Source organism: Exiguobacterium sp. PvP048 (genome assembly GCF_040549175.1).
Taxonomy (GTDB): Bacteria; Bacillota; Bacilli; order Exiguobacteriales; family Exiguobacteriaceae; genus Exiguobacterium_A; species Exiguobacterium_A artemiae.
Genome location: NZ_JBEPSU010000011.1, coordinates 40258 through 54407, shown reverse-complemented (window position 1 = coordinate 54407; position 14150 = coordinate 40258). Strand labels below are relative to the sequence as shown.

Annotated in this window: 14 protein-coding genes and 1 other annotated feature; all 14 genes read left to right on the top strand. The window is 48.7% G+C overall.

Annotated features, from left to right (window positions below):
• Positions 1 to 191 precede the first annotated feature (191 nt).
• The 14 genes from ABIC15_RS14380 (at position 192) to ABIC15_RS14315 (ending at position 14078) form a co-directional block, all read left to right on the top strand.
• Entirely contained in the window at positions 192 to 647 is a 456-nt protein-coding gene (locus ABIC15_RS14380; RefSeq protein WP_012368978.1) for a CtsR family transcriptional regulator, read from the top strand.
• A gap of 16 nt (positions 648 to 663) precedes the next feature.
• Positions 664 to 1092, top strand: coding sequence for a hypothetical protein (locus ABIC15_RS14375; protein WP_012368979.1), 429 nt, complete (start codon positions 664 to 666; stop codon positions 1090 to 1092).
• Complete coding sequence (locus ABIC15_RS14370) at positions 1085 to 2158, top strand: protein arginine kinase (protein ID WP_318930452.1); 1074 nt, start codon at positions 1085 to 1087, stop codon at positions 2156 to 2158. Before ABIC15_RS14375 ends, ABIC15_RS14370 begins: the two co-directional genes overlap by 8 nt.
• Positions 2158 to 4605, top strand: coding sequence for an ATP-dependent protease ATP-binding subunit ClpC (gene clpC / locus ABIC15_RS14365; RefSeq protein ID WP_354020981.1), 2448 nt, complete (start codon positions 2158 to 2160; stop codon positions 4603 to 4605). The genes ABIC15_RS14370 and clpC overlap by 1 nt, the downstream gene beginning before the upstream one ends.
• A 79-nt stretch (positions 4606 to 4684) precedes the next feature.
• Positions 4685 to 6061 carry a DNA repair protein RadA gene (radA, locus tag ABIC15_RS14360; protein WP_234944553.1) on the top strand — a complete coding sequence of 459 codons (1377 nt, stop codon included), beginning with the start codon at positions 4685 to 4687 and terminating at the stop codon, positions 6059 to 6061.
• 131 nt (positions 6062 to 6192) lie between these two features.
• Complete coding sequence (locus ABIC15_RS14355; protein WP_012368983.1) at positions 6193 to 7281, top strand: PIN/TRAM domain-containing protein; 1089 nt, start codon at positions 6193 to 6195, stop codon at positions 7279 to 7281.
• A 58-nt stretch (positions 7282 to 7339) separates the two neighbouring features.
• Positions 7340 to 8023: a 2-C-methyl-D-erythritol 4-phosphate cytidylyltransferase gene (gene ispD, locus ABIC15_RS14350; RefSeq protein WP_354020980.1), complete on the top strand. Its 684-nt coding sequence runs from the start codon at positions 7340 to 7342 to the stop codon at positions 8021 to 8023.
• Positions 8024 to 8025: 2 nt separating this feature from the next.
• Positions 8026 to 8508, top strand: coding sequence for a 2-C-methyl-D-erythritol 2,4-cyclodiphosphate synthase (gene ispF / locus ABIC15_RS14345; protein ID WP_354020979.1), 483 nt, complete (start codon positions 8026 to 8028; stop codon positions 8506 to 8508).
• A 45-nt stretch (positions 8509 to 8553) separates the two neighbouring features.
• Positions 8554 to 9999 carry a glutamate--tRNA ligase gene (gene gltX / locus ABIC15_RS14340; RefSeq protein ID WP_354020978.1) on the top strand — a complete coding sequence of 482 codons (1446 nt, stop codon included), beginning with the start codon at positions 8554 to 8556 and terminating at the stop codon, positions 9997 to 9999.
• Positions 10000 to 10217 (top strand) — a binding site (T-box leader).
• Positions 10218 to 10262: 45 nt separating this feature from the next.
• Entirely contained in the window at positions 10263 to 10946 is a 684-nt protein-coding gene (gene cysE / locus ABIC15_RS14335; RefSeq protein ID WP_012368987.1) for a serine O-acetyltransferase, read from the top strand.
• Positions 10900 to 12297 (top strand): cysteine--tRNA ligase, encoded by a 1398-nt coding sequence (gene cysS / locus ABIC15_RS14330; protein WP_354020977.1) that lies wholly within the window; start codon positions 10900 to 10902, stop codon positions 12295 to 12297. The genes cysE and cysS overlap by 47 nt, the downstream gene beginning before the upstream one ends.
• Complete coding sequence (locus ABIC15_RS14325; RefSeq protein ID WP_318930441.1) at positions 12294 to 12698, top strand: ribonuclease III domain-containing protein; 405 nt, start codon at positions 12294 to 12296, stop codon at positions 12696 to 12698. The genes cysS and ABIC15_RS14325 overlap by 4 nt, the downstream gene beginning before the upstream one ends.
• An 88-nt stretch (positions 12699 to 12786) precedes the next feature.
• Positions 12787 to 13551, top strand: a complete 765-nt coding sequence (rlmB, locus tag ABIC15_RS14320) for a 23S rRNA (guanosine(2251)-2'-O)-methyltransferase RlmB (protein WP_012368990.1) — start codon at positions 12787 to 12789, stop codon at positions 13549 to 13551.
• Positions 13548 to 14078 (top strand): NYN domain-containing protein, encoded by a 531-nt coding sequence (locus tag ABIC15_RS14315; RefSeq protein ID WP_012368991.1) that lies wholly within the window; start codon positions 13548 to 13550, stop codon positions 14076 to 14078. The genes rlmB and ABIC15_RS14315 overlap by 4 nt, the downstream gene beginning before the upstream one ends.
• The last annotated feature ends 72 nt before the right edge of the window (positions 14079 to 14150 follow it).

Here is a 14150-nt window from a genome sequence, read left to right as displayed (position 1 = left end):
CTTGAACGCCGAAAGTAGTTGGGGGCTTCCCCCTGTGAGGATAGGACGTTGCCAGGCCAGTAAGAGACCGATCTGCATTTTGCAGGTCGGTTTTTTTGTGTACCCTAAAAAGCTAAATGTTTGCATTTCACTTTTAAGATGATTACTATTAAATCAAACAATAGTCAAAGATGGTCAGAGAGGTGGTGCCCATGCAAAACATCACAGATATCATCGAAGCCTATTTAAAGCAGATTTTACATGATGAGAAAAAAATCGAAATCAAACGCCAGGAAATTGCAGAACGATTTGATTGTGTACCCTCACAAATCAATTATGTCATCAACACGCGTTTCACGATTGAAAAAGGTTACTTTGTCGAGAGTAAACGTGGTGGCGGTGGGTATATCCGCATTCAAAAGATTGTCATTTTAGATAGTCATGATCTGTTAGACGAAATTAGTCGGTGGGTTGGAAACGATTTGACCGAACAAGCGGCAGAAGACTATCTAGTTCGTTTAATCAATGAGCAACTTTTGACACGACGGGAAGCGATTTTGATTCAATCGTTGCTACAGAAGGAAAGTCTACCAATGGCACTTGAAGATCAACGTCGTATGCGGGCTCATTTGATGCAAACCGTCTTGCAAACCATTAAACGACTGTGACACGGGAGGAATGTGTATGCGTTGTCAGCGGTGTGGTGAACGGGAAGCTGTCGTCCGTGTCAAACTTCCACAAGATCAAGAAGGAACCGAACAAATCCTTTGTTCGGTTTGTGTAAAAGAATTGGCAAAAGCCTATCAAGAAACCGCTTGTCCTTCATGTGGGATGACACGTCAACAACTTTTACATTTACGAAAAGTTGGTTGTGCAACATGCTATTCGTTTTTTAAAGAAGAAGTCGACGGGATGATTCGTCAGTTTCAACACGGTCATACGAAACATTACGGTTCACGTCCTGAAGAAGAGTCGGTCGAAAAACGTTTGGTCCAGCAGTTGAGTCGACTCAGGGAACAGTTGAATCGGAAAATCTTATCGGAAGACTATGAAGAAGCAGAAATCATCAAACAACAAATTGTAAATGTGGAGGAGGATTTGCGCCATGTTTGAAGAACTCTTGACGCAACCTCTCAGTCAAAAAATGGATCAGCAGGCACCTTACGATGATATTGTCGTTTCAACCAGAATTCGGTTAGCACGTAATGTAGCCCACTATCCATTTTCGACAAGAATGGCAGAAGATCAGGCAAATGCGTTAATCAATGAAACTGAGCGTCAACTATCGGGGTTAAAAGGTTTTCAATTTGGACGGGTTGACCAAGTCGATGCTTTAACCCGGACTGCTTTAGTAGAAAAGCATTTAATTAGTCCGGCGCTGGCGACACATCCACGGACTGGACTTTTTATAAGTGAAGATGAACAGATCAGTGTCATGGTCAATGAAGAGGATCATTTCCGCATTCAAACGCTTTTACCGGGTTTACAGCTGGAAGAAGCATTTCGGGTTGCGAAGCAGGTCGATCGTTTAATCAGTGAACGCTTTAAGATTGCTTTTGATGATACGCTTGGTTATTTGACGACCTGTCCGAGCAACGTCGGAACAGGTCTGCGGGCTTCAGTCATGTTGCATTTACCGGGACTTGTCCTGACGAATCAAATCCAAGGGTACATTAAACACTTGCGGCAGCTCGGTTTTGCGATTCGTGGGCGTTACGGTGAAGGAAGCGATGCTTCCGGCCGGATGTTCCAATTGTCGAACCAACGGACGCTTGGTGCCAGTGAAGACATGTTGATTACGGATTATCAATTTGCCGTTGAAGCATTAATTGAAGCAGAACAAGCAGCAAGAAAAGGATTATTGGAGACGTATCAAGAAGAACTAGAAGACCGGCTTTACCGGTCATCCGGAATTTTACGATCGGCCCGACTGATTACGGCCCGTGAAGCAACGGAACGTTTATCCGATGTCCGGTTAGCGGACAGTCTCGGTTTGGAGGTCGAACTTCCGCCGAACTTGTTCCATCATTTGCTTGTATCGCTACAAACAGGTTTTCTACAAAAGCATTTCGGGAAACAATTAACATCAAGAGAACGGGACATCGAGCGAGCGACCATCATTCGTCAGATGTTAACCGAACAGACAAACAGGGATCACACACAAGGAGGTTTTGCGTAATGATGTTTGGACGATTCACAGAACGTGCTCAACGCGTACTCGCACTTGCTCAAGAAGAAGCGGTACGTCTTGGTCACCATAATATCGGGACAGAACACATTTTACTCGGACTTGTACGTGAAGGAGACGGGATTGCGGCGAAAGCCTTAACAGCACTCGGACTCAGTTCAGATAAGATTCAAATGGAAGTTGAAGCTTTAATCGGTCGCGGCCAAGACGGTGCGACAACGATTCACTATACACCACGCGCTAAAAAAGTCATCGAGCTTTCGATGGATGAGGCCCGTAAGCTCGGTCATTCTTATGTCGGAACAGAACACCTTCTACTTGGTTTGATCCGTGAAGGAGAAGGCGTGGCAGCACGTGTCTTAAACAACCTTGGCATCAGCCTCTCGAAAGCACGTCAGCAAGTACTTCAATTGCTCGGCAACAGCGAAACGACAGCAAATGCGTCACAAGCCGGCTCTGGCGTCGCAACACCGACACTTGATGGTCTCGCACGCGACTTAACGCAACAAGCACGGGAAACACGTCTTGATCCGGTCATCGGCCGTTCAAAAGAAATTCAACGTGTCATTGAAGTCTTAAGCCGCCGGACGAAAAACAACCCGGTCTTGATCGGAGAACCCGGTGTCGGTAAAACAGCCGTCGTCGAAGGTCTTGCCCAACAAATCATCAATAATGAAGTGCCGGAGACATTACGGAATAAACGTGTCATGGTTCTCGATATGGGGACACTCGTCGCCGGAACAAAATACCGTGGTGAGTTCGAAGACCGTTTGAAAAAAGTCATGGATGAGATTCGTCAGGCCGGAAACATCATTCTCTTCATCGATGAATTGCACACATTGATTGGTGCCGGTGGAGCAGAAGGTGCAATCGATGCTTCGAATATCTTGAAGCCGTCACTTGCCCGCGGAGAACTCCAGTGTATCGGAGCGACAACACTCGATGAGTACCGGAAATACATCGAAAAAGATGCGGCACTCGAACGTCGTTTCCAACCGATTCAAGTAGCTGAACCGACAACGGATGAAGCGACACAAATCTTGTTCGGTCTGCGTGACCGTTATGAAGCGCACCATCGTGTGACAATCACGGATGAAGCGATCCAAGAAGCCGTTACACTCTCGGACCGTTACATTTCAGATCGTTTCCTACCGGATAAAGCAATCGACTTGATTGACGAAGCGGCTTCAAAAGTCCGTTTACGTTCTTATACAGCACCACCGAACTTAAAAGAAGTCGAAGCGAAGCTTGAAGGTATTCGCAAAGATAAAGATGAAGCCGTTCAAAGCCAGGAATTCGAAAAAGCAGCCAGTCTCCGTGATACAGAACAAAAATTACGGGATGAACTCGAACGCTTAAAAGAAGAATGGCAGAACAAGCAAGGCAACGAGAAACTGGAAGTGACAAAAGACGATATCGCCCAAGTCGTCGCCAACTGGACAGGTGTTCCGGTCACGAAGATCGCGGAAGAAGAGACAGATCGTCTGCTTCGCCTCGAAGAAATTCTTCATGGACGTGTCATCGGTCAAAACGAAGCCGTTAAATCGATTTCAAAAGCCATCCGTCGTGCACGTGCCGGCTTAAAAGATCCGAAACGTCCGATTGGTTCATTCATCTTCCTCGGACCAACCGGTGTCGGTAAAACGGAACTTGCCCGGGCTGTCGCAGAAGCGATGTTCGGTGACGAAGATGCGATCATCCGGATCGATATGTCCGAGTACATGGAGAAACATGCGACAAGTCGCCTTGTCGGTTCTCCTCCGGGATATGTCGGATATGAAGAAGGCGGTCAGTTAACTGAGAAAGTACGCCGGAAACCATATTCCGTCATACTGCTTGATGAAATCGAGAAAGCACACCCTGAAGTCTTCAACATCTTACTTCAAGTGCTTGACGACGGTCGCTTAACGGATTCAAAAGGTCGGACTGTCGACTTCCGTAATACGATCATCGTCATGACGTCAAACGTCGGAGCAAGTGCTCTTAAACGAAATAAATATGTTGGTTTTGCGGTCTCCGATGATACGGATCGTGAGTACAAAGACATGAAGGGTAAAGTCATGGAAGAGTTGAAACGCGCCTTCCGTCCTGAATTCTTGAACCGGATTGACGAAACAATCGTCTTCCACTCACTTGAGAAGAAACACATCGAAGAAATCGTAAAACTCATGGCGAAAACGCTTGAGAAACGCCTTGCAGAACAACAGGTTCATTTCGAGTTGACGCCGGCTGCGCTCTCGAAAATCGCGGATATCGGATATGATCCGGAATACGGAGCCCGTCCAATCCGTCGTGCCCTTCAACGGGAAGCAGAAGACCGCTTGTCAGAAGCATTGCTCGCAGGCGATATTCAAAAAGGTGAGCGGGTGGCACTTGATGTCGAAAATGGTGAATTCATCGTCCGCCGTCATCAAGCTGAACCAGCAACGACCGAATAATTGATCAACAGGGTCCAGCTTTCGCAAGTATGAGGCGAAAGCTGGATTTTTTTCTTGATAAAAAGAAAGGATGAATCGCTTGGCTAAAATAAAGACGAAATTTGTCTGCCAGAGTTGTGGAACGGAATCTCCGAAATGGATGGGTCGTTGCTCCGGCTGTGGCGAATGGAACACGATGGTCGAAGAAGTCGTCGAAGAGAAAAAAGCACGGCGGGGTTCTGCTTTTGTGCATACGACGACTAAACAATTAAAACCGGAACGTTTATCGAATATCCTGTCACAGGAGGAAAGTCGTGTCTTCACCGGCAGCGGTGAATTTGACCGGGTCCTCGGTGGTGGAATCGTCCCCGGTTCGATGGTACTTGTCGGAGGAGACCCGGGAATCGGGAAGTCGACAATTTTACTTCAGACGAGCGCACGTCTCGCCGCACGCGGGGAGAAGGTTCTGTATATTTCGGGTGAGGAATCGCTTAAGCAAACGAAATTGCGGGCGGAACGACTCGGATTACCGACGCAGGATCTGTTTGTCTTAAGTGAGACGGATATGAATATGATTGAGCGTGTCGTCGATGAAGAAAACCCGGCCTTTTTGATCATCGATTCGATTCAAACCGTCTATATTGATGAAATCCAATCAGCGCCGGGTAGTGTCACGCAAGTCCGGGAATGTACGGCGATGCTGATGAAAATCGCCAAAAGTCGTGGAATCGCCATCTTCATCGTCGGTCACGTGACGAAACAAGGATCGATTGCCGGACCTCGTCTGCTTGAGCATATGGTGGATGCCGTTTTGTACTTCGAAGGAGAGCGCCATCACACGTTCCGGATTTTGCGGGCTGTTAAAAACCGATTCGGTTCGACGAATGAAATCGGGATTTTTGAAATGCGCGAATCGGGTCTTGAAGAAGTCTTGAATCCGTCGGAGATTTTCCTCGAAGAACGGACATCCGGTGTATCCGGTTCAACAATTGTCGCTTCGATGGAAGGGACGCGGACGGTATTGGTGGAACTACAAGCCTTGATTTCGCCGACCTCGTTCGGGAACCCGCGTCGCATGGCAACGGGGATCGATCAAAATAAAGTCGCGTTACTGATGGCTGTTTTGGAAAAACGATCGGGCTTGTTGCTGCAGACACAAGATGCCTATCTCAAGGCAGCGGGTGGCGTCAAACTCGATGAACCAGCAATCGATTTAGCGATTTGTGTGGCGGTCGCTTCGAGTTTCCGCGATAAGCCGACACGACCGACGGATGTTGTTATCGGTGAAGTCGGATTGACCGGTGAAGTCCGACGCGTCTCACGGATTGAACAGCGTGTCGCGGAAGCGGCGAAGCTTGGCTTCACACGTGCGATCATTCCGAAGAACAACCTCGGTGGATGGACGTATCCGCCCGGCATCACGGTCATCGGCGTCGAAAGTGTCGATGAAGCATTGCGGGAAACAATTCCGTTTTAAGCGGTTTCAACTACGGCAAAAGATGGGGAAGATGTAACAGACATGTAAACAGTTTCCCCATCCTAAGGCGTAGGTGATTCAAATAAATACATGTTACAATGAACTTAAAATAATAAAAGGAGGTGGGAAGATTGAAAATCGTCATCAGGATCTTTTTTGCGTTATTAGGTCTTGCGCTTGGTATCTTGTTGCTTCCTCAATTATTTCAACTGATTGAAGCAGCGACGAAGATGGCTTTCCCGGAATGGTTGATGACCACATACGTAACAGGAACGATTGGTGCACTCATATTTTTATTAATTGGATTATTCATTACGGATTCTGTGATTCGACTTCTCCGGTTTTTAGAAGAAAAGTTAGTGAAAGCACCGGTCGCCGATTTATTTTTCGGCACATTCGGCTTATTGGTTGGCCTTGTCATGGCTTTTCTTGTCAGTATGCTGATTGAACTGGTCGGTATTCCATTACTCAGTAATGTGTTGACTGTGATTGTCGCAGTTTTGTTCGGATACCTCGGATTTACGGTCGGGTACCGGAAACGTCACGAACTGACGAAAGTCTTCTTGCGTAACAGTAACAATCAGTCGGAGAAAAAAGCGGCTGAGCCCGTCGTTGTCGCAAAGTCGAACAGTAAAGTCCTGGATACGAGTGTCATCATCGACGGCCGGATTACCGATATCGCGAAAACCGGATTCGTCGAAGGCAAACTGATTGTTCCGCAATTCGTGATCGGCGAGTTGCAGTATATTGCGGATTCATCGGATACGTTGAAGCGAAACCGTGGTCGCCGCGGGCTTGATGTTCTTAAAGAACTCCAATCGATTCCCGGCATGGAAGTCGAGATTTATGACGGAGACTTTGAGGATGTTCCGGAAGTCGACATCAAGTTGATTAAACTGGCTGAGCTGATGAAAGGCATTGTCGTCACGAACGACTACAACTTAAATAAAGTCTGCGAAGTGCGGAACGTACCGGTCTTGAACATCAATGATTTGGCGAACGCTGTCAAACAGGTCGTCATTCCCGGTGAAGAGATGACAGTCCTTGTGATTAAAGAAGGAAAAGAACAAAAACAAGGAATTGCGTATCTGGAGGATGGCACGATGGTCGTCGTCGAAGAAGGAAAACACTTGATTTCAAAAACGGTTGGTGTTGTCGTGACCAGTGTGTTACAGACGTCTGCCGGACGAATGATTTTTGCGAAACCACAAGAAAAATAACCAGCGGACTGCCAAATCTATTTTGGCAGTCTTTACTTATGAGAAAAGAGGGAACTACATGAAAGAGCACACATACCGGATCGTCATTCCGGCTGCCGGCGCAGGGAAACGGATGGGGGCCGATCGGAACAAGTTGATGCTGATGTTACGAAATCGTTCCATCATCGAGTGGACACTTGACGTTTTTGAACAGGATCCGGCTTGTCTTGAAATCATTCTCGCGATCAATCCAGCCGAGCAGTCCTGGTTCGAACGCATTACAGCACCCTATAAGACACCAATCCGTCTTGTCCCGGGCGGACGTGAACGCCAGGAAAGCGTCCAGCGTGGTCTGGAAGCGTTGACGGAGTCCGGAATCGTCTTGATTCATGACGGGGCACGACCATTCGTGACGATTGCATCGATTCATCAGGTCGTCGAAGCAGCGGAACGGACCGGCGCTGCAATTTTAGGTGTACCGATTAAGGATACCGTCAAACGGATTGACGGCGACACGATTGTCGAGACGGTTCCTCGGGAGCAATTAATGGCTGCTCAAACACCGCAAGCCTTTAAGCTAGAGACGATCCGAAGCATCCATGCCAAAGCGGCAACGGAATTTTTAGGTACGGATGACGCAAGTTTGATAGAATGGGACGGAGGAACGGTGACTTGGGTTACCGGACAATACGAGAACATTAAAGTGACGACACCGGACGATTTATTGTTTGGAGAAGCTATTTTAACGAAACGGGGGAAATGATGATGATTCGAATTGGACAAGGATTTGATGTACATGCCTTTGCAGAGGATCGTAAGCTGATTTTAGGTGGAATCGAGATTCCACATACGAAAGGATTACTCGGGCACTCGGATGCCGACGTCTTGTTACATACGATTGCGGACGCGGCATTCGGTGCCATCGCAGCCGGGGATATCGGGAAACACTTCCCCGATACGGATCCGGAATTTAAAGATGCTGATTCGGCAAAGTTGTTGCAACACGTCTATGCTTTAGTCAAAGCACAAGGCTATGAGCTGGGGAATTTAGATGCGACTGTTATTGCACAAGCACCAAAGTTACGTCCTTACATCGATACGATGCGGGCACGGATCGCAGAGCTGCTGGAAGCGGATATCGAACAGATCAACGTCAAGGCTACGACGACGGAATGGCTCGGCTTTACGGGACGTGAAGAAGGAATCGCATGTCAGGCTGTGATTTTGCTGAAACGAATCGAAGAATAAGGTATACTAGGTAAGCGAATTTTAGACTAAAGGAGTGGATCGGTAATGGCAGAAGTACGTGTACGTTATGCACCAAGTCCAACGGGACACCTTCATATTGGGAATGCACGAACAGCATTATTTAACTACCTGTTTGCACGACATGCAGGCGGCAAGATGATTTTACGGATTGAGGATACGGATCAGAAACGAAACATCGACGGTGGTGTGGAAAGTCAGATGAAGTACCTCGAATGGCTCGGCATCGACTGGGATGAAGGTCCAGGTCGCGGCGGCGAGTACGGTCCTTATTTCCAAATGGAGCGACTCGATCTATACGAAAAGTATACCGACGAGTTACTTGAAAAAGGATTGGCTTACCGGTGCTACATGACATCGGAAGAGCTTGAAGCAGAACGGGAAGCACAAATTGCCCGCGGCGAAGCACCACGTTACTCAGGTGCTCACCGGAATTTGACGCAGGAACAGGAAGAAGCGTTCGTGGCTGAAGGGCGGACACCGTCGATTCGAATCCGTGTACCGGAAAGCGTCACCTACACATGGAACGATATCGTCAAAGAAGATGTTTCGTTCGAATCCAAAGACTTCGGCGACTGGGTCATCGTCAAAAAAGACGGCATCCCGACGTACAACTTTGCGGTTGTCGTGGATGACCACTTGATGGCGATCAGCCACGTCCTTCGCGGAGACGACCATATCTCGAACACACCGAAGCAGATGATGATTTACGATGCGTTCGGCTGGGACTATCCGACGTTCGGTCACATGACGCTCATCGTCAACGAAGAACACAAAAAGCTGTCGAAACGTGATCAGTCGATCATTCAATACATCGAGCAGTATAAAGATCTCGGTTACTTGCCGGAAGCGTTACTCAACTTCGTGACGTTGCTTGGCTGGTCACCGGTCGGCGAACAGGAAATTTTCACGAAAGAAGAGTTCATCGAGATTTTCGATGCATCCCGTCTTTCGAAAAGTCCGGCTGTCTTTGATCAACAAAAACTGGCTTGGATCAATGGTCAATACATGAAACACCAATCGTTCGAAGAAGTATTCGAAGCAAGTCTGCCGTTCCTGCAGGACGCGGGACGCGTTTCAAGCGAACCGACGGAAGAAGAGCTTGTCTGGGCACAAAACCTGGTCGGATTATACCGGGAACAGATGACGCACGGTGCGGAAATCGTCGAGCTTTCAGAGATGTTCTTTGAGGATGAACTGGTGTATGATGAAGAAGCAAACACTGTCTTGGCAGGAGAAACTGTTCCTGCTGTCTTAAGTGAATTCGCAAGCCAATTGCGGACACTTGAAGAATGGACACCGGAAGCGATCAAAGGGGCGATCAAAGCCACTCAAAAAGCAACCGGACAAAAAGGAAAAAATCTGTTCATGCCAATCCGTGTCGCAACGACCGGACAAACACACGGACCAGAGCTTCCGAACACGATTCAATTATTAGGAAAAGATCGCGTACTTGCGCGTCTGGACGCATAAAATAAAGCGTAGATGAGGAAAGTAGGAACGATGTCCGTTGTACAGAGACGAGCTTGAGTGGTGAGAAAGCTTGAACGGACGCGCTCTCGAAATGCCCCTCTGAGTGCTACCCGAAATCAGTGAGAGTAGGCGTAGACGTATCTCCGGCGTTAACGGACCGGAGAGGGATGATTCGTTCATCCAAACAGAGTGGGACCGCGCTGATTGGCGTCTCTGTGCAGCGATGCACGGAGGCGCTTTTTCTTATGGAGAGGAGAACAAACATGACACGGATGCGTGAAGATATCCGCAATGTATTTAAACAGGATCCGGCAGCCCGGAGTACGATAGAAGTCGTCTTGACTTATCCGGGGTTACACGCTGTCTGGATGCACCGGTTAGCCCACCGTATGTGGAAAATGAATCTGCATCTCGCCGCCCGAATGCTATCGCAATTCAGTCGGTTCCTGACAGGAATCGAAATTCATCCCGGTGCGACGATCGGACGTCGTTTCTTCATTGATCACGGTATGGGCGTCGTCATCGGCGAAACAGCGATTATCGGCGACGATGTCACGTTGTTCCAAGGTGTGACACTCGGGGGAACAGGGAAAGAAACGGGCAAACGGCATCCGACACTCGGAAATGGTGTCCTCGTATCCGCCGGAGCACGCGTACTCGGTGATATCACGATTGGTGATTCGTCGAAGATTGGTGCAAGCTCCGTCGTTTTAAAAGACGTACCGTCCAATGCGACCGTTGTCGGTATTCCCGGACGTGTCGTGATACAGGACGGTATCAAGGTCGATGCACCGCTTGATCATCAATTACCCGATCCGGTTCGTGAATGCCAGGAACGGGTTGAACTGGAACTTGAACAATTAAAATATGAGATTGAACGAATAAAAGGAGGACACCGCCATGATACAACTTTACAACAGCATGACCGGAAAAAAGGAACCGTTTAAACCGCTTGAAGAAGGAAAGGTCAAGATGTACGTCTGTGGACCGACTGTCTATAACTACATCCATATCGGAAATGCCCGTCCGGCCATCGTCTTCGATACAGTCCGCCGCTACTTTACGTACCGGGGCTACGACGTCAAGTATGTCTCGAACTTCACGGATGTTGACGATAAAATCATCCGGACAGCAAATGAGCTCGGAGAAGATTACCACGCACTGACAAAACGATTCATCGAAGCCTATCACGCGGATACAGGGGCGTTAAATGTCCAAAAAGCGGATATTCATCCGCTCGTCACGGAAACGATGGACGATATCATCGCCTTCATCGAAGTACTCGTCAAAAAAGGAAATGCTTACGCGTCAAGCGGAGATGTGTACTTCCGGACACGCAGCTTTAAAGATTACGGTCAATTGAGCCAACAGTCGATTGACGAACTCCGTTCAGGGGCCCGGATCGAGGTCGGTGAGAAAAAAGAAGATCCGCTTGATTTCGTCTTATGGAAAGCGGCAAAACCGGGTGAACCGGCATGGACGAGTCCATGGGGAGAAGGACGTCCCGGTTGGCACATCGAGTGCTCGGCGATGGCGAAAAAATATCTCGGAGATACGATTGATATTCATGCCGGCGGACAGGATCTTAAATTCCCGCACCATGAAAATGAGATTGCCCAATCGGAAGCCTGCAATTCCCAAAAGTTTGCGAACTACTGGATGCATAACGGATTCCTCAATATCGAAAATGAAAAGATGTCCAAATCACTCGGTAACTTCCTGACGGTCCACGAAGCGATTCAAGCGGTCGATCCGATGGTCTTGCGTTTCTTCATGCTGTCGGTCCAGTACCGTCATCCAATCAACTACAGCCGTGACCTGATTGATCAGGCGGCAAACGGGTTGGCACGAATCCGCGAATCGGTCGCAAACGTTGAACATCGTCTGACGATGACAGCTGACCTCGGAACGGCAACAGAAAAATGGTTGAACCGGATTGAAGAAATCAAACAGCATTTCGTCACATCGATGGATGATGATTTCAATACGGCAAATGCCGTGACTGATCTGTTTGACCTGTCGAAGGAAGCGAACCTCTATCTTGGGGAAAATCAAGTTGCAAAAGAAGTCCTGGAACGTTTCTTGGCAGTCTTCCAAGAATTGTCGACGGTTCTCGGTGTGACCCTGACGATTGAAAAAGGGTTGCTCGACGAAGAAGTGGAACAGCTGATCCGTGATCGTGACACAGCACGAAAAGAACGCGACTTCGCCCGGGCGGATGCAATCCGTGATCAATTGCGCGACCAAGGCATCTTGCTTGAGGATACAGCACAAGGGATGCGGTGGAAGCGCGGATGAAGAACTACAAACAATTAAATGCACTGGCACTCGCTTACATGGGCGATGTCGTCTACGAAATGCATGTCCGGGAACGGTTGCTTGAAAAGGGATTCGTCAAACCGGGTGAGCTGCATCAGGCAGCCATCCGGTATGTCCGTGCCCAGGCCCAAGCGTTCGTCGTGACCCACTGGTTAAATGAAAATACGTTAACAGAAGAAGAGCAAGCCGTCGTCCGGCGCGGGAAGAACGCCAAATCCGGTTCTGTCCCGAAAAGTACGGACGTTCATACGTACCGTTATGCTACGGCGTTTGAAGCATTGCTTGGATATATCTATCTTGCAGAAGGAGGGGATCGTCTTGAAGAACTCATCGGACAAGCGTTCGAATTACTCGAAGCCGAAGCAGCGGACGGAAAATAAATCGTTCCAGCCGGCACGAAAACAAAAAGACAAGCCGCATAGCGAAAAGCCGAAACAGAAGAAGGTTGAAACCAAACAGGAAGAGGTCGTGATTGAACCGCTCGCGGAAGGACAAGACTTCCTGTACGGACGGAACCCTGTTCTCGAAGCATTGCGGTCAGGTCGGGAGATGAACAAGCTCTTCATTCAGGAAGGACAGCAGAAAGGACCGCTTGCCGTCATCCATGCGATGGCGAAAGAGGCCGGAGTCCAGACACAGATCGTTCCACGTTCCAAATTACATGGTCTGACGGGAAGTGACAACCACCAGGGTGTCGTCGCGGCCGTCGCGGCTTACGAGTATGCAGAACTCGATGATATTTTTGCTCTTGCAGAAAAAAAAGACGAGACGCCGTTGATGATTTTACTCGATGAACTCGAAGACCCGCATAATCTCGGATCGATTCTCCGGACGGCAGATGCTGTCGGGGCCCACGGAATCATCATTCCGAAACGCCGGTCCGTCGGATTGACGCAAGTCGTCGCGAAAGCTTCGACAGGGGCCATCGAGCACATCCCGGTCGTACGTGTCACGAACCTGACACGGACAATGGAAGATTTAAAGAAAAAAGGAATCTGGTTCGTCGGAACGGATGCCCGCGAGAGCGATGACTACCGGACGCTCGACGGAACGATGCCGCTTGGAATCGTCATCGGCAGCGAAGGAAAAGGCATGAGTCGGCTTGTCCGCGAAAAATGCGATTTCCTCGTCCATCTCCCGATGGCAGGACACGTCACGTCACTCAACGCATCCGTTGCCGCCTCATTGTTGTTATATGAGGTCTACCGGACAAGAAAGCCGTATTCGCGATGAAATACGACCGTCTGATCGTTGATGGCTACAATATCATTGGCGCATGGCCGGAGTTCCGGACATTGCGGGAGCAGGATTTTGAATTAGCACGGGAACGATTGGTCGATGCGATGGCCGAGTACCAAGCCGTGACGGGAATCAGTGTGACGATCGTCTTTGATGCCTATCTGCAACCGGGACGGGAATCCCGAATTAAGAAAAGCGGTATCGAAGTCATTTACACACGGGAAAACGAAACGGCGGATGAATGGATTGAAAAAACAGCAGCGGAATGGTTACAGGATATCCGGGTTAAACTGACGGTCGCAACAAACGATTTCACCGAACAATGGGTCATCTTCACACTCGGTGCCTTACGGGTTTCAGCACAGGAACTGCGCCGGGACTGGAAAGCGGCGGTCGCCGTGATCCGCGGACAGACCATTACGTCAAAAACGAGTCAAAAACCACGTTCGACAATCGATATGCCGGCTGATGTCATTGAACGGCTCGAAGAAATCCGGCGGCGCAAAAATTCAGATTCATGATGAAAACGGAAAAGCGGATTCACGATGCAGTCGTGGAATCCGCTTTTTTTGATCCGGGTGCGTGAGGTGTTC

Bases quoted from the DNA above. Each gene is read 5' to 3' on its own strand.
- ABIC15_RS14380 (WP_012368978.1), top strand. From the start codon at position 192: ATGCAAAACATCACAGATATCATCGAAGCCTATTTAAAGCAGATTTTA.
- ABIC15_RS14375 (WP_012368979.1), top strand. From the start codon at position 664: ATGCGTTGTCAGCGGTGTGGTGAACGGGAAGCTGTCGTCCGTGTCAAA.
- ABIC15_RS14370 (WP_318930452.1), top strand. From the start codon at position 1,085: ATGTTTGAAGAACTCTTGACGCAACCTCTCAGTCAAAAAATGGATCAG.
- clpC (WP_354020981.1), top strand. From the start codon at position 2,158: ATGATGTTTGGACGATTCACAGAACGTGCTCAACGCGTACTCGCACTT.
- ispD (WP_354020980.1), top strand. From the start codon at position 7,340: ATGAAAGAGCACACATACCGGATCGTCATTCCGGCTGCCGGCGCAGGG.
- ispF (WP_354020979.1), top strand. From the start codon at position 8,026: ATGATTCGAATTGGACAAGGATTTGATGTACATGCCTTTGCAGAGGAT.
- gltX (WP_354020978.1), top strand. From the start codon at position 8,554: ATGGCAGAAGTACGTGTACGTTATGCACCAAGTCCAACGGGACACCTT.
- cysE (WP_012368987.1), top strand. From the start codon at position 10,263: ATGACACGGATGCGTGAAGATATCCGCAATGTATTTAAACAGGATCCG.
- cysS (WP_354020977.1), top strand. From the start codon at position 10,900: ATGATACAACTTTACAACAGCATGACCGGAAAAAAGGAACCGTTTAAA.
- ABIC15_RS14325 (WP_318930441.1), top strand. From the start codon at position 12,294: ATGAAGAACTACAAACAATTAAATGCACTGGCACTCGCTTACATGGGC.
- ABIC15_RS14315 (WP_012368991.1), top strand. From the start codon at position 13,548: ATGAAATACGACCGTCTGATCGTTGATGGCTACAATATCATTGGCGCA.